Origin of the sequence: Rhizobium sp. G187, from assembly GCF_051549525.1 — a bacterium.
In the GTDB taxonomy this organism is placed as follows: Bacteria; Pseudomonadota; Alphaproteobacteria; order Rhizobiales; family Rhizobiaceae; genus Allorhizobium.
Map to the genome: position 1 here is coordinate 596,258 of NZ_JBPUGM010000003.1, position 18,674 is coordinate 614,931.

Here is an 18,674-nt window from a genome sequence, read left to right on the forward strand (position 1 = left end):
CATCCATGACAACCAGCACGGTCTCTCCCAACGTGCGGGCACGCGGCGTCGTTCGCGTGGTCGCGGGTCTCTTTCTTTTCGGCTTGTCCTCTGTCGCAGCACAGGCGTCGACAGGCTGTGGTGTCGCGATCGAACCCGGTCGCCACGCGCTCACTTTCCAGTCCGGCGGGCGCGAGCGTCAGGCCGTCTATGTCATCCCGTCGAGCTATACGGGGAAGAAGAAGCTTCCGCTGGTCTTTGATTTTCACGGCTCAAACAGCAATCCGGATGTGCAACTGAAGCGCAGCCATTGGGATGAGGTGGCCGAGCGTGAAGGTTTTATCGTCATGGCGCTGGCCGGAAGCCTGAAGGGCGAGCTTCCGAACACGTATGCCTGGAACGTGCCCGGTGTGACCCAGGCCGAGGGGGCTGACGACATCGCCTTCATTCGCGATGCGTTGACGCTCGCCAAGGAAAGCTTCTGCGTCGACAATGCCAAGGTCTTTGCCTCGGGTTATTCGGGCGGCGGACGCATGCTGTCGCAGTATATCTGCAACGGCTTTGCCGACTTTGCCGCAGCCGGCTTCGTCATGGGGCTTCGGGCCGGCACGCCGGAGCAGGAAAACGGCGTATGGCGGCCCCGGCGCGAAAGCTGCAAGCCGACCAAGCCTGTGTCGATCATCGCATTTTCCGGCATGAAGGATCACGTCAATCCGTTTGATGGTGGTGGCAAGGACTATTGGCGCTATGGCGGCGAAGTGGCGCTTGCGCGATGGGCGGAACTCAACGGCTGTGACCGCCGTCCGGTCGCGGACGAGGGCGAACAGGTGAATGTGTCGAGTTATGTCGGTTGCCGCGCCGGAACGAGTGTTGTGTCCTATGAGATCGCCAATGCGGATCATGCCTGGCCGGCACGCTCGGTGCTCTTCCGGCTCGCGGCGGCCAGTGGTACGGAAACCATTCGCGAGGTTGATGCGACCGACCTGATGTGGGACTTCTTCCATGGTTCGGGTGGCGAGCTGATGGCCGGCAAGGCCAAGCCGACCGCTTGCGGCAATGACAAGAACACGGCTTCGACGCTTGAAGCCGGACAGGGGAATGCGTGCAGCCAGTCCATCAAACCAGACAACAGCGTGCCCACGGTATCGGGCGCCTTGTGACAAAATCGCTCGGCGGGCGCACGCGCATCGCCGAGCTCTATCAGGAAGGGGCGGCAAAGATCCGCTTGCCTGAGAGCTTTACCGATGAACTTGAGGCGGTGACGATCAACACCGCTGGCGGTATCACCGGCGGTGACCGCTTCGACTGGAGCTTTCGCGCCGGCCCCGGCTGTTTCATGACCGCAGCGACCCAGGCCTGCGAGAAAATCTACAAGGCATCCGCCGGCACCGGCGCCATCACCACCCGGATCGAAGTCGGGGCCGGTGCCAAGTTCCATTGGCTGCCGCAGGAAAGCATTCTCTTCGACAAGGCATCGCTCACCCGTCGACTCGAGGTGGACCTTGCGGCCGATGCCGAGTTCCTCGCCGTCGAGGCGATCCTGCTTGGACGCAAGGCGATGGGCGAGGCGATGGTGGAAGGTTTTGTCGGTGACCGCTGGCGCATTCGCCGCGATGGCCGCCTACTCCATGCCGAAGATCTGAAGCTGTCTGGAGACGTGGCCGCACTCACGGCTGAGGCGGGTGTGCTCGCGGGTCGCGTCGCCTTCGCCACGGTCTTTTATGCGGGTCCTCGGGCTGAAGCGATGCTCTGCCCAATCCGTGATCTGATCGGTGAAAATTTGGGCGGCGTAAGCCATTGGAATGGCAAGCTTGTTGCAAGGTTGAGCGCCGATGACGGCTTTGCATTGCGAAAAATCCTGATCCCGATCATTTCGGTCTTGCGCGGAGGCGCGTCTGTGCCAAAAGTCTGGAATCTCTGACGTCACGTCCATTGGAGCGAACATGAATCTCACCCCGCGGGAAAAGGACAAACTGCTGATCGCCATGGCTGCCATGGTGGCCCGGCGCCGGCTGGAGCGGGGCGTGAAGCTCAACTATCCCGAAGCGATCGCGCTGATCTCCGATTTCGTCGTCGAGGGCGCACGCGACGGTCGCTCGGTTGCCGAGTTGATGTCGGCCGGTGCGGCTGTCATCACGCGTGATCAGGTGATGGAGGGGATCGCCGAAATGATCCACGACGTGCAGGTCGAGGCGACCTTCCCCGATGGCACCAAGCTGGTAACCGTCCACGAACCGATCCGCTGAGGAGCCAATCATGGCGCTGGAGCTTCGACCGAATTGCGAATGTTGCGATACCGATCTGCCGCCGGATAGCGTGGCGATGATCTGCAGCTTCGAATGCACCTATTGCGCCGATTGCGCCTCGACGACACTGGCCGGCATCTGCCCCAATTGCGGTGGAGAACTGGTGCGGCGGCCGGTGCGCCCTGCTGCCAAGCTTGCCAACAATCCGCCATCCACCAAACGTGTGCTGAAGGCGGAAGGCTGCCCGCCTTCGCGCGCCGCCTGAGAAAAGGGAGAGGTCCATGATCCCCGGTGAAATCATTGCCGCCAGTGGCGATATAGAACTCAATGCCGGTCTGCCGACCGTGACGCTTGAGGTCTCGAACAGTGGCGACCGGCCGGTGCAGGTCGGCAGCCACTATCATTTCTATGAATCAAATGGTGGTCTGGTCTTTGATCGCGAGCAGGCGCGCGGCATGCGGCTTGATATTCCGGCGGGAACGGCTGTCCGTTTCGAACCGGGGCAGACGCGGCAGGTGACGCTGATCCCGCTCTCCGGCAAGCGCGAGGTCTATGGCTTCCGTCAGCTGGTCATGGGTGGTCTTTGAACATGCAAGAGGTGGCAGGATGGCCAAGCCGATGACCTGGGGCGCGATCCTCTTTCTGTGCGGCTGCGTGCTCCTCAAGGATGCGCCGGCTTTCAGCGAGGATGTTGCTGATGTCGACTGCAAGAATCCGGTCACGCAGGCGGACATGAACCAGTGTGCTGCCGAAAGCTATCAAAAGGCTGATGCGGCGTTGAACGCGCAGTGGAGCAAGACCCGTGCGGTCATGCTGGGCTGGGACAAGAGCGTGCCACCTGCAGACAAGAATGGTGCGGCCAAGCGCATTCTCGATTCCCAGCGCGCCTGGCTTGCCTATCGCGATGCCAGCTGCGAACTCGAAGCCTATTCGGCGCATGGCGGCAGCATGGAGCCATTGCTCAACATGTCCTGCATGCAGGAGATGACCGAAAAACGTGTCGAGGAATTGAAGTCCCTCGCCGAATTCTTCGCGAATTGAGGCGCTGAATGACACGCGCTCGGCGGATCATGATCGTGGGTAATGGCGATGTCAGGGCCGAGGCTGCCGCTGTCATCGATGCCGGCGACCTCGTGATCCGCTTCAACGGTAGTCGCAATTTTGGCCCTGCCGGCAAGCGTACCGATGTTGTTGCCGTCTGCAATACCGGCAGGCCAGGCGCGCAGATGCTTGCCGATCCGCAGTGGCGCGACAGCGAAGCGGTCAGTGCCGCCAGGGAAATCTGGTCGATCCGCGACCCTGAAAAATTCGCCCGGCTCCAACCGGTTCTTGCCGTGTCGCATCCCGAGCTGGATGACTTTTGCGATGACTACACAATCGGATTTGCGCAGTTTGCGGCGGCTCGGGACAAGCAGCATCGGGTCATTCCCGGTGCTGTTCACGAGGCACTGGATGCGGCGTTGTCCACGTATCGGCCCGCCCCCTATGTCGTGCCGTCCAGTGGCATGCTGGTGATCCAGGCGCTGCTCAGCGATCCCAAGTTTGACGACGCCCTGTTGGTGCTTGCCGGTTTCGGCCATGGCGGCTGGGAATGGCATCCCTTCGATGCAGAACGCCAGTTCGCAGACCATCTCGTTCAGAGCGGCCGGTTGGTCCGGCTCGACACTCTGCTTCAATCCTCCCTTTCCCAAGGAGCCTGATCCCATGTCCTACAAGATGTCCCGCGCGGCCTATGCCTCGATGTTCGGCCCGACCACCGGCGACAAGGTGCGACTTGCCGATACGGAGCTTTTTGTCGAGGTGGAGAAGGATTTCACCACCTATGGCGAAGAGGTGAAGTTCGGCGGCGGCAAGGTCATCCGAGACGGCATGGGGCAGAGCCAGGTCACGCGGGCCAATGGCGCTGTCGACACCGTCATCACCAACGCGCTGATCATCGATCACTGGGGTATCGTCAAGGCCGATATCGGCCTCAAGGACGGCCGCATCGTTGCCATCGGCAAGGCCGGCAATCCGGATACGCAGCCGGGCGTCAACATCATCGTCGGTCCCGGCACGGAAGCGATTGCGGGCGAAGGCAAGATCGTCACTGCCGGCGGCATGGATGCGCATATCCATTTCATCTGCCCGCAGCAGATCGAAGAAGCGCTGATGTCCGGCCTCACCACCATGCTTGGCGGCGGCACAGGACCGGCACATGGCACACTTGCCACCACCTGCACACCGGGCCCCTGGCACATCGCCCGAATGATCGAAGCGGCAGATGCCTTCCCGATGAACCTTGCCTTTGCAGGCAAGGGCAATGCCTCGCTGCCGGGAGCGCTTGAGGAAATGGTGCTTGGCGGAGCGACCTCCCTCAAGCTGCATGAAGACTGGGGTACGACACCAGGCGCCATCGACTGCTGCCTGTCGGTTGCCGATCAATACGACGTGCAGGTCATGATCCATACGGATACGCTGAACGAGAGCGGCTTTGTCGAGGATACAATCGGCGCCATCAGGGGCCGGACCATCCACGCCTTCCACACGGAAGGGGCGGGCGGTGGTCACGCGCCTGACATCATCAAGATCTGCGGCCAACTCAATGTCATCCCGTCCTCGACCAATCCGACACGGCCTTACACGGTCAATACGATTGCGGAGCATCTGGATATGTTGATGGTCTGCCATCACCTGTCCTCGTCGATCCCGGAAGACATTGCCTTTGCCGAAAGCCGCATTCGCAAGGAAACGATTGCGGCGGAAGACATCCTGCATGATATCGGTGCCTTCTCGATCATCTCGTCCGATAGCCAGGCCATGGGCCGCGTCGGCGAAGTGGCGATCCGCACCTGGCAGACGGCGGACAAGATGAAGCGCCAGCGCGGGGCCCTGCCGCAGGAAACCGGCAATAACGACAATTTCCGCGTCAAGCGCTATATCGCCAAATACACGATCAACCCGGCGATTGCCCATGGTCTGTCCCATGAGATCGGCTCCGTCGAAATCGGCAAACGTGCCGACCTCGTCATCTGGAACCCGGCCTTCTTCGGCGTGAAGCCGGATATGGTGCTGCTTGGCGGCATGATTGCAGCGGCCCCGATGGGTGATCCGAATGCCTCGATCCCGACGCCGCAGCCGGTGCATTACCGCCCGATGTTCGGATCCTTCGGCAAGGCCCGCACCAATACCTCCGTTACCTTTGTCAGCCAAGCTGCACTTGATGCGGGGCTTTCCAGTCGCTTGGGCACCGCAAAGCAGATGGTTGCGGTCAAGAACACGCGTGGCGGAATTTCGAAGAAGTCGATGATCCACAATGACTTGACGCCGCATATTGAAGTTGATCCGGAAACCTATGAAGTTCGCGCAGATGGTGAACTGCTGACCTGCGAACCGGCGACAAAGCTGCCGATGGCGCAGCGCTACTTCCTGTTCTGAACGGGTTGGGGCGCGTTCTGCGTTGGATGGCCGGCGGTGTCGCCGGCCTCATGGTTCTGGTTTGCCTCGGCGTGCTCCTGCCGCGCCCATTCTTTGCGCCGGTTGACGATACAGCCCCCCTTTCGCGCAAGATCCTCATTCTTTCCAATCCGATCCATACCGATATCGCGCTTCCGCTTGATGCAGAGGTGCGTGCCGCCTTTGCCGATCTTGCCGGTGATGGTTTTCCGCTGGATGCGCCCGATGCCGCTTATCTCGTGATCGGCTGGGGCGGGCGGTCCTTCTATCTGGAAACGCCGCAATGGGCGGATCTGAAGCCGCTGCCGGTGTTTCGCTCGCTCACCGTCGACCGGGCTGTCATGCATGTCGATATCGCGTCGGCGATCTCGCTCGATCACCCGCAGGTGCGGGCCTTGGAGATCAGCGAGGACGGGCATCGGCGCCTGCTGGCCGCGATCCGGGAGAGTTTCACCCGAAAGGAAGGACTGCCGCTGATGATCGAAGGTGCGGGCTACGGGGCCGTTGATCGATTTTATGAGGCGGAAGGGGCCTTCAATGCGCTGATCGGCTGCAACACGTGGACGGCGGCCATGTTACGCGTTGCAGGCGTCACCACCGGTTTCTGGACGCCGATGCCGCAACTGCTCGACCTGTCTCTCGACCTGCACGATCAATAGATCAACCCGATCGCTCCTGCGGCCCAACCCTCACGGCATGTCCGGTTTCGGTGCCGACCAGCCTATACGTTGTTGCGTTTTATCAAGTCAGGTGAGGTGGTTTGGGGCCAATTTCGGGTGGCTTTAAATCATCTGTGATTCCGACCTCAGTTTAACGAATGCGTTAAGGATTGGCGAAGGCTTGACCCTTAAGCCGGAAGCGCACTCAGGAGAAATTTCGTGGCGTTCGGACGGATTTGGATGGCGCTGAAAGTTGAGCCACGGGCCTTTGACAGCCCGGCGGCGATCTGGCGCGTCGCCCTTAAAGTTGGTTTCCGTGCGGTCATCCTCGGCTGTCTTTCGGCGCTGGTCATCTTGCCGGCGCTCTATTGGGTCGGCCTCCTGCAATCCCCGCTCGTGGAAGTGGTTACGTTGACAGTCGTGCTTTCCTGGCTGTTTGCCGGCGTCATGTCGGGCGCCTGCGCGCTGTCGATGGGCGAAATGATCCGCGATCTTGCCCAGTCGCGCGCTGAATTCGAACGCCTTAGCCGAACGGATACGCTGTCGGGGCTGGCGAATCGGCGAGCCTTTAACGAAGCGCTGGCCGAGGCCTATGAAGATGCGTCGCTGGCGATCCTGGATGTGGACCGCTTCAAGGCGATTAATGATCGCTTCGGACATCAGGCCGGAGACGAGGTTATCCGAGACGTTGCCGGTATTTTGCGCGGCGTCGTGGGCGACCGGGGACTTGTGGCCCGGCTCGGCGGTGAAGAATTTGGTCTCATCCTCACAGGTGGTGGTCTTGCGCAGCGGCTCGCCCTCGTTGAGCGCGCCCGTAACATGGTCTCGGCGCAGAACCTGCGGGCGGCCGGTGTCGGCCTGACGGTCACCGTCTCGGCGGGTGTTGCGGAATTCTATCCGGGTCAGCGATCGGAACTTGTCTATGCACGTGCCGACAGGGCGCTGTACCAGGCCAAGGACGAAGGGCGGAACCGGGTGGTGCATGAGCAAAACCTTCCGCTTTCGGAGCGCGATCTTGCCCGGTCTCCAAAGGGCGACGATCTCGTTTTCGGTGGGATGTAGCCAGCCGGAGCAAGAACGACCTTGCGGCCTGCCTCATCCTTATGCATGGTTTAAAAAAACAGCCATTGCCGGAGAGATCATGCTGCGTGCCACTGCCTTTCATCCTGCCGGGTCGTTCAGCGACCCGCCGCGTGGCACTGTTGTCCTTGCGCATGATGCTCGGCATTTGCGCCGCAAGCTGCTTCATCTTGATGATGGCGAAATGGTCATGCTGGATCTCAAGGAACCAGTCCTTTTTTCCCACGGTGATCGGCTGCTGCTCGAAGACGGGGATACGATCGAAATCCGTGCGGCGGAGGAGCGCCTGTTCGAAGTGTTGGCGAAGAACGGCCTCCATCTGATCGAGCTAGCCTGGCATCTCGGCAACCGCCATCTGCCGGCGCAGATCGAAGAGACTCGCATCCTGATCCTTCGGGACCACGTCATCCGCGACATGCTCACCGGCCTCGGTGCAGACGTGAACGAGGTGGTCGAGCCCTTCCAGCCTGTGCGCGGGGCCTATCACGCCCATGGCAATGGAAGCGGGCATGCCCACGGCCATGGCTGAGAGTGTGATGCCTTCGTCCAGCCAGAGGCAGGCGCTCCTGCGACTGCTGGCCTGGCTGTCGCCGGCCTTCCCGATTGGCGCCTTCAGCTATTCGGCCGGGCTCGAAAGTGCTGTTGTCGAGGGGCACATCGCCGATGGCAATGGGCTTTCGGCCTGGATGCGTCTGCTCTTGCGTGACGGGGGCTTGCGCAATGACGCCATCCTGCTCATCGAGGCTCATCGGCGGCAAAGCGCCGGTGGTGAGCTGACCGACTTGCTGGAAATGGCGTCTGCCCTTGCCGGTTCCATGGAGCGCTATCAGGAAAGCACCCGGCTTGGCGAGGCTTTCGTCAAGGCGGCGTCCGCCTGGCCGCATCCGGTGCTGCAAAGACTGAATGGCCCCGTTGCCTATAGCGTGGTGGTCGGCGCTATCGCGGCCGCCCATGGGGTCGATGCGGGCGACACAGTCTCGGCCTTCCTCCATGCGCAGGTGCAGCAGGCGATCTCTGTTGGCATCCGTCTCGGCTTGATCGGCCAGACGGCGGGCCTCGAGCTTCTGGCGGGGCTCGAAGGCGAGGTGCTTGATATCGCGTTGGAGATGCAGAGCCTCGGCCTCGATGATCTGGGCTCTGCCTCGATCATTGCCGAAACGCTCTCCATGCGTCACGAGGCGCAGTATTCGCGCCTGTTCCAATCCTGAGGCATTTGCCTGGTTCGATAAGAGGAAACACCTGATGAGATCTCAGAACGGGCCCTTGCGGGTCGGCATCGGCGGGCCGGTGGGCTCCGGCAAGACGGCGTTGACGGAAAAGCTCTGCAAGGCGATGCGCGACGACTACTCGATCGCCGTCGTCACCAACGACATCTACACACGGGAGGATGCGGATGCGCTCATTCGCATGCAGGCGCTGTCGTCGGACCGGGTTGTCGGCGTTGAAACCGGCGGCTGCCCCCATACGGCCATTCGGGAAGACGCCTCGATCAATCTGAGGGCCATTGCCGATCTCAATCAGCGCATTCCGGATCTCGACATCGTCTTCATCGAATCGGGTGGAGACAATCTCGCGGCGACCTTCTCGCCTGATCTCGCCGATATCACGCTCTATGTTATCTCGGTCTGCCAGGGCGAGGAAATCCCGCGCAAGGGTGGGCCTGGCATTACGCGCTCCGACTTGCTGGTGATCAACAAGAAGGATCTTGCGCCGCATGTCGGTGTCGATCTTACCGTCATGGAGCGGGATGCGGATCGGATGCGCCAGACGCGCCCCTTTGTCTTCACCGATCTGAAGCGTGGCGATGGCGTGGCAGAGATTGTCGCCTATCTTCAGGAGAGCGGCGGGCTCTGAGGACATGGCGAGTGGCCCAAACCGCTCGCCGATACCTAGATCTGCTTCAGGGCGCTGACATCGGTGACATGGATGCTGCGGCCGCGGACGCTGACGCCGACACGTTTCAACGATGAAAAGGCGCGCGAGAGTGCTTCCGGTGCAAGGCCAAGTTTTCCGGCCAGCAGGCTTTTCTGAAAAGGCAGCCGGATCGAGGCAGGGCCGTCTTGCACATTGCAGGCAGCGAGCAGATAGCTTGCAACCCTTTGTGGTGCGGTCTGCAGACGGTCATTGGCGATGCAGTCCATCGTGTCCAGCAGATGGTTCGACAAGCAGCGGATGACAGCTTTGGCGACATCAGGCTGCACTTCCGCCAGTTGGCGTACGCGCTGAAGGTCGAAACGCGCCAGCGTTACCGGCTCGGCCGCCTGTGCGTTGTAGAGATAGGTATCGCCGAGGGCGAGCAGGCATTCTGCAAAGGTGTCTCCCGGACCGCAAATGCGGATGTCGGCTTCGCGACCGTCCTTGTTCAGGCGGTATAGCCTCACATAGCCAACGAGCACACTGTAGAAAAACTCCGCGTGTTCACCCTCGCGAAACAGCACGTCCCGCGCCTCGAAATTGGCGACGGTGACGATCTCCATCATTGCGGGCATGGCCGTCGGGCCCATCTGGGCCAGAAACGACGAACGCAGCAGTGTGGTCTTGTCTCGCGTGTTCAGTCTCAAGATCTTGTTCACGGTTTCCCGGCTCCCCATCCATGGACGCTGAGTGGTGCGATTGAGCTGTGTCACCAGTCGGTTCGATCCTTTCAGCCCTTGAAGCATAAGATGGGTCAGGCAATGCATGTTTGATCGAAATCAATCGACGCTCAAATGTTTGTCAGCATTTGCTGAAATGGCCAGGCACACATGACAACGGGCACATCGCGTCCGATGTGCCCGTTCAAGATCGCAGATTATGCGTGTGATCAGAACTTGATGCCCAGGCCGACCTTGATCGCGTGCTGGGTCAGATCCGCATCGGCAACTGCACCGCCGAAATTGAGATCCTTGCTGCCAAAGTCGTTGTAGCGATAGTCGAGGCGCCCGAAGATCCGGTCGGTGACCGCATAGTCGACGCCGGCGCCGACGGTGTAACCGTGGAAGGTTTCGGTCGCGCTGCCGACGCCCGCGATGCTGGCCTCGGCATGGGCCGCCGCATAACCGGCAGCAACGTAAATCAGAGCGCGGTCGGCTGCATAGCCGAGGCGTCCGCGAACGGAGCCTTGCCAGTCGGTTTTGCCTTCGACGGCACCCATGGCTGACGTCAGCTGCTCGTCATTCCAGTTGTAATCGAGGTCGCCGTCGAGGCCGAGCACGACATTGTTGGAGAACTGCTTGTTGTAGCCAACGAACAGACCGAGGGCAGGGCCATCGAAGTTTGCGTCGAGAGGGTCAAGGCCAGTCGTTTCGAAATGCCCGTCAAGCCAGCTATGACCAGCCTGGACGCCAACGTAGCCGCCGGTCCAGTCGAATCCGACAGCGGCGGTGTCTGCCGCGACGGGCGGAGCGGGATCTGCGGTGACCGCGTCAGCGGCCATGGCCGTACCGGCGAACAGAAGCGCGGCGACGGCGGTCAGAAGAGTTTTCATCATCGAATCCCTTGGAACAGTTTGGTTCTGCTATCGGGCTCGGGCCTATCAACCTTCATCGCACCCAACCAGTGCGAGCAATCTGCTAAAACTGGGCGAGTCGACTGCTTGTGCCGATCCGCCCAGTTTTAGCTCCTTCAACAGCGGCTGACAGCGAATGAGCGCTGTGCCGCATGGCTTACTCCGCCGCCAGCGGCGGCAGGTTGATCACATTGCCATTGGTGTCGTTCTTGCGGTTCGCCGGCTGGCTGCGCTCCACGGCGGATACGCGTTTTTCCATCGCTTGAAGCGCCTCTACGCTCTGTCGGGTCAGATAGGAGAGATCCTCTGGAGACAGGACCTCCGCTTCCTCTTCCTTCTTGCCGACGAAACGGCTGAAGGCCCAACCAAGCAACCGGGACACATCATCCAGAATGAGGAAGAAGGCCGGCACCACGATGAGGCTGAGCACGGTCGAGACAATGATGCCACCGATCACCGCGATTGCCATCGGCGAGCGGAACGAGCCGCCTTCGCCAACGCCAAGTGCGGATGGCAGCATGCCCGCGGACATGGCGATCGAGGTCATGATGATCGGGCGGGCGCGTTTGCGTCCGGCTTCTACCATTGCCTCAAGGCGGTGCATGCCTTGGCGGCGCATTTCGATGGCGAAATCGACGAGCAGGATGGCGTTCTTGGTGACAATGCCCATCAGCATCAGGATGCCGATCAGGACAGGCATGGACAGTGCATTGTTCGTCACGATCAGGCCGACCGCGACACCGCCGATGGCGAGCGGCAGCGACAGCAGGATCGTGAAGGGCTGGATCACATCCTTGAACAGCAGGATGAGAACCGTCAGCACGAGGAGAAGGCCGAGGATCATCGCGTTGACAAAGCCTTGCTGCATCTCGGCCTGGACCTTGGCGTCACCGCTTTCGGCGAGGCGAACGCTTGCGGGCATATCGACCTCGGCGACAGCCGCGCGGAATGCGCTGGTCGCGGTATCGAGTGCGACGCCTTGTGGCAGACCGGCACCGATGGTGACAACACGGTTGCGGTCGTTGCGCTTGATCGACGACACACCTTCCGAATAGCTGATCTCGGCCACGCTCGACAAAGGCACGGTTGCGCCGCTTGCTGTCCGGATTTTCAGCGCTCCGAGGGCGGCAAAGTCACGGCGCAGATCAAGCGAGGCCTGAACCCGAATCGGGATCTGGCGATTGTCGAGCGAGATTTTCGGCAGGGCCGCGTCGACATCGCCGATGGTGGCGACACGGATCGTCTGGGCGATCTGCTGTGCAGTGATGCCAAGACGAGCAGCTTCATCAGCGCGCGGCCGGATCTGCAGTTCGGGCCGGGGCAGGGCGCCCTCCGAGCTGACATTGGCCAGTTCCGGTACGGTTCTGAGCTTGGCTTCCAGCATGCCGACAGCCGTGTTCAGCTCCGCCTCGTTTGCCGAGAGGAAGTTGAAGGAAATGTCGCGCTCGCCACGGTCATTCAGTTTCAGAACGCGGATATCGGCGATTGGCGCCAGCTTGGCGAAGACTTCCTCTTCGATATCCCATTGCGGCCGTGTACGGCCGTTTTCCGGCATCTTCGGCAGATACTGGCCGATCAGCGGGATGCCGCCGAGACCCTTGTTGACCAAGGTCTTGGTCAGCGAGTGCTCAATGCGGTCGAGGTTCATCGTCACGCTGGCGCGACGAAGCTCGAGATCACCCTTGGGAGATGCGCCGCCGAGAATAAAGATGCTGGCGACATCGGGCACATCCGAAATTGCGGCATAGATTTCATCGGTTTTGCGTTGGGTCTCCGCCAGTGTGGCATTGGGCGGCAGCTCGACGGACAGCACGATACGACCGGCGTCTTCCGGCGGCAGGAAGCTGCCGGGAACCTGCGCGAGGAGCGCAAGCGAACCGATGAGGAAAGCGATAGCCGCAACCATCGTCCCGATACGGGAATACCAGCGGCGCGTGGTGAAGCGCACGATCCGCGTATAGCCCTTGAGGAAAAGGCTGTCATTGTCGTGGTGGTCGTCCATCGCGTCTTCGGCGCGCATCAGGTAGGCGGCCATCATCGGGGTGATGAGGCGAGCGACCAGAAGGGAGAAGAAGACGGAGAAGGCAACCGTCAGCCCGAACTGGATGAAGTACTGTCCCGGAATGCCGGGCATGAACGACACCGGTACAAAGACCGCGATGATGGTGAAGGTCGTTGCAATGACGGCAAGGCCGATTTCGTCGGCGGCCTCGATGGCGGCGCGGTAAGGCGTCTTGCCCATCTTGATGTGGCGGGCAATGTTTTCCACCTCGACGATCGCGTCATCGACCAGGATACCGGTCGCCAGCGTCAGCGCAAGGAAGCTGACCAGATTGAGCGAGAAGCCCATCAGGTCCATGACAAGGAATGTCGGGATGGCCGAGAGCGGCAGGGCAACCGCCGAGATCAGCGTGGCGCGCCAGTTGCGCAGGAAGAGGAAAACCACGACGACGGCCAGCAAAGCGCCTTCGATCAGCGTATGCATCGCTGCTTCGTAGTTGCCGTAGGTAAAGTAGACGGAGTCGTCGATCATCTCGATCGCGACGTCGGGATGGGCCGCGCGCACTTCATCCAACGAAGTGGCGACGGTTTCGGCCACCGTCACTTCGCTCGCACCCTTGGCGCGGAAAACCGCGAAGGACACGACCGGCTTGCCGTCGTGGCGGGCGAAGGATTTCTGCTCCTCATAAGTGTCGGTAACAGTTCCGAGGTCGGAGAGCTTGACGAAGCGTCCGCCATTCAGCGCAATCGCGGTATTGGCAAGGTCCGTGACGTCCCTGTTGTCACCGAGCGTGCGGATCGACTGTTCGGCGCCGGCCACCTGGCCGCGGCCGGAACCGAGATCGACATTGGTGCCCTTCAGCTGGCTCGAGATATCGGAGGCGGTGACACCCAGCGCGTCGAGGCGGTTCGGGTCGAGCTCGACCCGGACTTCGCGGTCGGAGCCGCCGTAACGGTCGACCCGGCCAATTCCCGGCTGGCCCTGAAGCGCGCGCTTGATCGTGTCATCGACGAACCAGGACAGTTCGGCCAGGTTCATGTTGGGCGCGGAGACGGCAAAGCTCTGGATGGCCTGACCCTCGACATCGATCTTCGTGACGATCGGCTCTTCGACAGAGGCTGGAAGATCGCCGCGGATCTGGTCGATCGCGTCCTTGACGTCCTGCACCGCCTGTTCGGTCGGCACTTCCATGCGGAACATGATGACGGTCTGGGACTGGCCATCCGTGACCGTCGAGTTGATTTCATCGACGCCGGTGATCGAGGCGACCGCGTCTTCGACTTCCTTGGTGACCTGGCTTTCCAGTTCCGCCGGGGACGCGCCGCTCTGGCCAACCGTGACCGCCACGAGCGGAACATCGATATTGGGGAAGCGGGTGATCGGCAGCGCGTTGAACGACTGGATGCCCATCACGAGCAGCAGGAAAAAGGCCAGGATCGGCGCAATCGGATTGCGAATGGACCATGCGGAGAAATTCATGGCGCTTGTCTTTCCTCAGTTCGACACGCTGCCGGTGTCTTCCACCGGATTGATCTTGTCACCGTCGCGCACGAAGACACCGGCCTTGGCCACCACGAGGGCACCGTCTTCCAGGCCTTTTGTCACCTGCACATAGGCACCGTCCTGAATGCCCATTTCGATCGTGACCACTTTGACGACATCCTTGTCGACCAGGCGCACGGTGGAGCTGTTGCCTTCGCTCGTCACCGCCGAAAGCGGCAGGGCGATGGCTTCCTCCTCAGAGATCGTGATCGACGCGCTGCCGAACATGCCGGCGCGTGCCGCCTTATCGTCATCGATGGCAATGTGGACCGAGCCCAGACGGGTCTCGGCGTCGATCACCGGGGAAACCAGACGGATGGAACCGGAGAGCGTGGTGCTGCTGCCGGCGACTGTGATCGTGGCTTTCTGGCCTTCCTTGAGACGCAGTATAGCGCCTTCCGGTACATCCGCCACCAATTCGATCTGTCCGTCACGAATGATCGTGAAAAGCGGTGTTCCTGCACCGGAACCGATGGCGCCAATGCGGGCGCTGCGGGCCGAAACGGTGCCGGATACCGGCGATTTGATTTCGGTGCGGGCGAGGCGCAGATCGACATCGGCAATCTGGCTTTCGACGACCTTGATGTCTGACTGGGCCACCGCAATGGCCTGGCGGGCGGTGATCAACCGCGCATCGGCACTTGCAAGCGCGCTTTCGGCCTGCTCGCGCTGGGCGGTGGAGACCGTGCCCGCCTCGGCAAGACGGGTGGAGCGGTCGAACTGGCGTTTCGCCTCGTTCTGTCCTGCCTCGGCTTCGGTTACCTGTGCTTCATACTGGGCCAATGCGGCTTCCGCCTTGGCAAGGTTTGCCACGAGCTGGCTGCGCTGCAGAAGAAGGGTATCGTCGTTAAGACGCGCCATGACGGCGTCAGCGGCAACCGTATCGCCGACATCGGCTTCCAGTGACTTCACCTGAAGCCCGTCCACGAGCGGCTGGACATAGACTTCCTCGACCGGGCGGATGGTGCCGGTTGCGAGAATGCGGTCGACGATGGTTCTGGTTTTGGCAGGGGTGACGACGATGGTCGGGAGTCGCGGTTCGGCCACCGGCTTTGCTGCATCCTGCGCCAGGGCTGTCGTTGCGGCGAGCGCTACGGCTGCTGCCAGGAGCATGGTTTTGTTGCGATGAAAGCCAGGCATGTATTGTTCCCCGATCGACTGTTCGTACGTCATCAACACTACGCAACTGGAGGCGCTTTGGCTCACCGTGCCCGGCGCCTGTTTTGCCCGTCATGCTTCGTCTCGCGACGCCCTCTGCGCATGTGCTGGAAGTTGCGTGGCTAGAGGTGGGGGATAATAAAATGGCTTGCAAGACCCAAGGCCCGGATTCATCGGCGCATTGACGAAAAACAAAGTGCACTGCGGCAGACTGTTGCCAGATTGCCAGTCTACCCCCTCGAAATTGAAGGTGTTGCAAATAAAAAGCGCGGAGGAAACCTCCGCGCTTCTGTTTTTTGTTTCTAATGTTCTTCAGAGAGCGGCGTCGGTGATCTCTGTCGTGAAGGCGCCAGCCGGCTCCTTCGTGATCACAGGATCGGAACCACCGCCGAGCAGCGTCTTCACTGTGCGCTCGTAGTCGGCCTTGTCGAGTGCGCCGTTGGAGCCGGCGGTCAGCTTGGCGACTTCGCTCATCATACGCTTCTGATGGGCTTCGGTCTGGGCGCCGGAGGCATCATTTTCGAGCACGATGTCGGCGGCTTCATCCGGGTTCTGTTCGGCATATTTCCAGCCCTTCATCGAAGCGCGGACGAACTTGACCATCTTGTCCTTGAAGGCTGCGTCCTTGAGCTTGTCTTCGAGGACGTAGAGGCCGTCTTCGAGGGTGGCCACACCTTCATCTTCATATTTGAAGGTGACCAGATCTTCCGCCTTGATGCCGGCGTCGATGACCTGCCAGTATTCGTTGTAGGTCATGGTGGAGATGCAGGCGGCCTGCTTCTGGAGGAGCGGATCGACGTTGAAGCCCTGCTTCAGGACCGTTACGCCGCCTTCCGAACCATCGGTCTTGATGCCGAGCGTCGCCATCCAGGAAAGGAACGGATATTCATTGCCGAAGAACCAGACGCCGAGGGTCTTGCCCTTGAAATCCTCAGGCTTGGTGATGCCGGTTTCCTTGAGGCAGGTCAGCATCATGCCAGACGACTTGAAGGGCTGGGCGATGTTGACGAGTGGCACGCCCTTTTCGCGGGTGGCGAGGGCCGACGGCATCCAGTCGACGATCACGTCAGCGCCACCGCCGGCGAGAACCTGCGGCGGTGCAATGTCAGGGCCGCCCGGCTTGATTTCGACGTCGAGGCCTTCTTCCTCGTAAAAGCCCTTGTCCTTGGCGACGTAATAGCCGGCGAACTGGGCCTGGGTTACCCATTTCAGCTGCAGCGTCACCTTCTCGGCGGCGGCAGCCTGCATCGCAGTCAGCGATACAGCAGCAGCGAGCAACAGGGATGCGATTTTGATAGTCATGTCAGTTCCCTCTTTTTTGTTATGGTCTTGCGTTTACGCCCGTCCACCACGGACGGACGGATGCCAGAAGGTGACCCGGCGTTCTGCCAGTGCCACCAAGCCGTAGAAGACCGAGCCGGCGAGTGCGGCAACCGCAATCTCGGCCCAGACCATGTCGACATTCGAGCGCCCCACTTCGGTTGAAATGCGGAAGCCCATGCCGACAATCGGGGTGCCGAAGAACTCTGCCACGATCGCACCGATAAGCGCGAGCGTGGAGTTGATCTTCAGCGCATTGAAGATGAAAGGCCATGCGGCGGGCAGCCGCAAGCGGACCAGCGTCTGCCACCAGGAGGCGGCGTAGGTGTGCATCAGGTCGCGTTCCATGTGGCTTGCAGCGGCCAGTCCCTGCACCGTGTTCACCAGCATGGGGAAGAAGGTCATGATGACCACCACGGCCACTTTGGACTGCCAGTCGAAGCCGAACCACATGACCATGATCGGAGCCACGCCCACGACAGGGAGGGCGGAGACAAAATTGCCGATTGGCAGCAGGCCTTTTTGCAGAAAGGGTGAGCGGTCAATGAGGATGGCGGCGATGAAGCCCAGACCGCAGCCGGCCACATAACCTGTAATCACCGACTTGAGGAAGGTCTGCTGGAAATCCGCCCAGAGGATATGGGTGGAGGACAGGATGCGGGCCCAGATCATCGACGGGGCGGGCAAGAGGATCGAGGGGATCTGGAAGCCGCGCACCATACATTCCCAGATCACCAGCAGGGTTACGCCGAAGATCAGGGGGACTGCGATGCCGATGGCGCGGCGGGTGGATGGATCCTTCGGACGACGGCGGACAAGCCATTCGTTGAGACCCCAGGCACCAAGCCAGAAGACAAAGGCGAAGACGAGGTAACCGGTCATGGCTTCACCCCCATGCGTGCGAGGACCCGTGTGTGCGCCATGCCCACGATGGTCACGAGGAGGGCGGCGAGGCCTGCCGCCATGAAGAGGGCGGCCCAGATCTGGATGGTCTGGCCGTAGTAGGAGCCCGAGAGCAGGCGGGCGCCGAGACCGGCGACGGCCCCGGTCGGCAGTTCACCGACGATTGCGCCGACGAGCGAGATCGCGATTGCCACCTTCAGCGAGGTGAAGAGATAGGGCATTGATGCCGGCCAGCGCAGTTTCCAGAATGTCTGGGACGGGCTGGCATTATAGGTGTGCATCAGGTCGAGCAGCAGGATGTCAGGGCTGCGCAGGCCCTTCACCATGCCGACGACAATCGGGAAGAACGAAAGATAGGTCGAAATCAGTGCCTTGGGCATCAATCCGGAGATCCCGATCGAATTCAAGACGACGATGATCATCGGCGCAATCGCAAGGATCGGGATCGTCTGGGAGGCGATCACCCATGGCATCAGCGACTTGTCCATGGCGCGATTATGGACAATCGCGATGGCGAGCACCACGCCAAGAACCGTGCCCATGCCAAAGCCCATAAGCGTTGCCGAGAGCGTGATCCAGGCATGGTAGACGAGGCTGCGCTTGGAGGTGACGGCCTTGTTGATCGTGGTGTCCCAGAGTTCGACAACGATCTGGTGTGGTGCGGGCAGGATCGGGCGTTCCTGGGCGAACGTGCGTTCGACCACCTGGGAGAAGGTGATGTCTTCATTGGCACGGGCGGCCTGATCGCGGACGAAGGGCGCATTCAGATAGACGACGAAGACATGCCAGATGACCAGGATCGCCAGGATGACGGTCAGCACAGGGAGAATTCGGTCGCGGAAGACAGAGGGCTGATTCATGGC

The 18,674-nt window shown here is 61.0% G+C and carries 20 protein-coding genes; 13 read left to right on the forward strand and 7 right to left on the reverse strand.

From position 1 onward, the window contains the following. Positions 1 to 5: 5 nt before the first annotated feature. The 13 genes from ACSV9I_RS12015 (at position 6) to ureG (ending at position 9,253) form a co-directional block, all read left to right on the forward strand. On the forward strand, positions 6 to 1,139 hold the full coding sequence (locus ACSV9I_RS12015; RefSeq protein ID WP_438329050.1) for an alpha/beta hydrolase family esterase: 1,134 nt from the start codon (positions 6 to 8) through the stop codon (positions 1,137 to 1,139). Next, positions 1,082 to 1,900 (forward strand): urease accessory protein UreD, encoded by an 819-nt coding sequence (locus tag ACSV9I_RS12020; protein ID WP_438329051.1) that lies wholly within the window; start codon positions 1,082 to 1,084, stop codon positions 1,898 to 1,900. Before ACSV9I_RS12015 ends, ACSV9I_RS12020 begins: the two co-directional genes overlap by 58 nt. Positions 1,901 to 1,922: 22 nt before the next feature. Next, positions 1,923 to 2,225, forward strand: a complete 303-nt coding sequence (locus tag ACSV9I_RS12025) for an urease subunit gamma (RefSeq protein ID WP_054157262.1) — start codon at positions 1,923 to 1,925, stop codon at positions 2,223 to 2,225. Between the two features lie 10 nt (positions 2,226 to 2,235). Then, entirely contained in the window at positions 2,236 to 2,490 is a 255-nt protein-coding gene (locus ACSV9I_RS12030; protein ID WP_438329052.1) for a DUF1272 domain-containing protein, read from the forward strand. Positions 2,491 to 2,506: 16 nt separating this feature from the next. Next, entirely contained in the window at positions 2,507 to 2,812 is a 306-nt protein-coding gene (locus ACSV9I_RS12035) for an urease subunit beta (RefSeq protein WP_438329053.1), read from the forward strand. A gap of 19 nt (positions 2,813 to 2,831) precedes the next feature. Next, a complete protein-coding gene (locus tag ACSV9I_RS12040; protein WP_054157265.1) occupies positions 2,832 to 3,266 on the forward strand; it encodes a lysozyme inhibitor LprI family protein in 435 nt (144 codons plus the stop codon). An 8-nt stretch (positions 3,267 to 3,274) separates the two neighbouring features. Then, complete coding sequence (locus ACSV9I_RS12045) at positions 3,275 to 3,925, forward strand: Urease operon accessory protein (RefSeq protein ID WP_438329054.1); 651 nt, start codon at positions 3,275 to 3,277, stop codon at positions 3,923 to 3,925. Positions 3,926 to 3,929: 4 nt separating this feature from the next. After that, entirely contained in the window at positions 3,930 to 5,642 is a 1,713-nt protein-coding gene (gene ureC / locus ACSV9I_RS12050; RefSeq protein ID WP_054157267.1) for an urease subunit alpha, read from the forward strand. A gap of 26 nt (positions 5,643 to 5,668) precedes the next feature. Further along, complete coding sequence (locus tag ACSV9I_RS12055; protein ID WP_438329055.1) at positions 5,669 to 6,319, forward strand: TIGR02117 family protein; 651 nt, start codon at positions 5,669 to 5,671, stop codon at positions 6,317 to 6,319. A gap of 240 nt (positions 6,320 to 6,559) precedes the next feature. After that, positions 6,560 to 7,381, forward strand: coding sequence for a GGDEF domain-containing protein (locus tag ACSV9I_RS12060; RefSeq protein ID WP_438329056.1), 822 nt, complete (start codon positions 6,560 to 6,562; stop codon positions 7,379 to 7,381). 79 nt (positions 7,382 to 7,460) lie between these two features. Then, on the forward strand, positions 7,461 to 7,928 hold the full coding sequence (ureE, locus tag ACSV9I_RS12065; protein ID WP_438329057.1) for an urease accessory protein UreE: 468 nt from the start codon (positions 7,461 to 7,463) through the stop codon (positions 7,926 to 7,928). A gap of 7 nt (positions 7,929 to 7,935) precedes the next feature. Next, positions 7,936 to 8,607 (forward strand): urease accessory protein UreF, encoded by a 672-nt coding sequence (locus tag ACSV9I_RS12070; RefSeq protein WP_438329144.1) that lies wholly within the window; start codon positions 7,936 to 7,938, stop codon positions 8,605 to 8,607. A gap of 34 nt (positions 8,608 to 8,641) precedes the next feature. Continuing rightward, positions 8,642 to 9,253 (forward strand): urease accessory protein UreG, encoded by a 612-nt coding sequence (ureG, locus tag ACSV9I_RS12075; RefSeq protein ID WP_054157271.1) that lies wholly within the window; start codon positions 8,642 to 8,644, stop codon positions 9,251 to 9,253. 35 nt (positions 9,254 to 9,288) lie between these two features. Here the strand turns inward: ureG and ACSV9I_RS12080 are convergent, their stop codons facing one another. The 7 genes from ACSV9I_RS12080 to ACSV9I_RS12110 form a co-directional block, all read right to left on the reverse strand. After that, entirely contained in the window at positions 9,289 to 9,990 is a 702-nt protein-coding gene (locus tag ACSV9I_RS12080; protein WP_438329145.1) for a Crp/Fnr family transcriptional regulator, read from the reverse strand. A 212-nt stretch (positions 9,991 to 10,202) separates the two neighbouring features. Further along, positions 10,203 to 10,865 carry an outer membrane protein gene (locus tag ACSV9I_RS12085; protein WP_438329146.1) on the reverse strand — a complete coding sequence of 221 codons (663 nt, stop codon included), beginning with the start codon at positions 10,863 to 10,865 and terminating at the stop codon, positions 10,203 to 10,205. Positions 10,866 to 11,043: 178 nt separating this feature from the next. After that, positions 11,044 to 14,367: an efflux RND transporter permease subunit gene (locus ACSV9I_RS12090; RefSeq protein WP_438329058.1), complete on the reverse strand. Its 3,324-nt coding sequence runs from the start codon at positions 14,365 to 14,367 to the stop codon at positions 11,044 to 11,046. A 15-nt stretch (positions 14,368 to 14,382) separates the two neighbouring features. Next, on the reverse strand, positions 14,383 to 15,570 hold the full coding sequence (locus ACSV9I_RS12095; RefSeq protein WP_054157273.1) for an efflux RND transporter periplasmic adaptor subunit: 1,188 nt from the start codon (positions 15,568 to 15,570) through the stop codon (positions 14,383 to 14,385). 330 nt (positions 15,571 to 15,900) lie between these two features. Then, a complete protein-coding gene (locus ACSV9I_RS12100) occupies positions 15,901 to 16,890 on the reverse strand; it encodes an ABC transporter substrate-binding protein (protein ID WP_438329059.1) in 990 nt (329 codons plus the stop codon). 33 nt (positions 16,891 to 16,923) lie between these two features. Then, the gene (locus ACSV9I_RS12105) at positions 16,924 to 17,790 is read right to left on the reverse strand and encodes an ABC transporter permease (protein WP_438329060.1); all 867 of its coding nucleotides are present in this window, start codon (positions 17,788 to 17,790) and stop codon (positions 16,924 to 16,926) included. Further along, a complete protein-coding gene (locus ACSV9I_RS12110) occupies positions 17,787 to 18,671 on the reverse strand; it encodes an ABC transporter permease (RefSeq protein ID WP_054157276.1) in 885 nt (294 codons plus the stop codon). The genes ACSV9I_RS12105 and ACSV9I_RS12110 overlap by 4 nt, the downstream gene beginning before the upstream one ends. Positions 18,672 to 18,674: the final 3 nt, after the last annotated feature.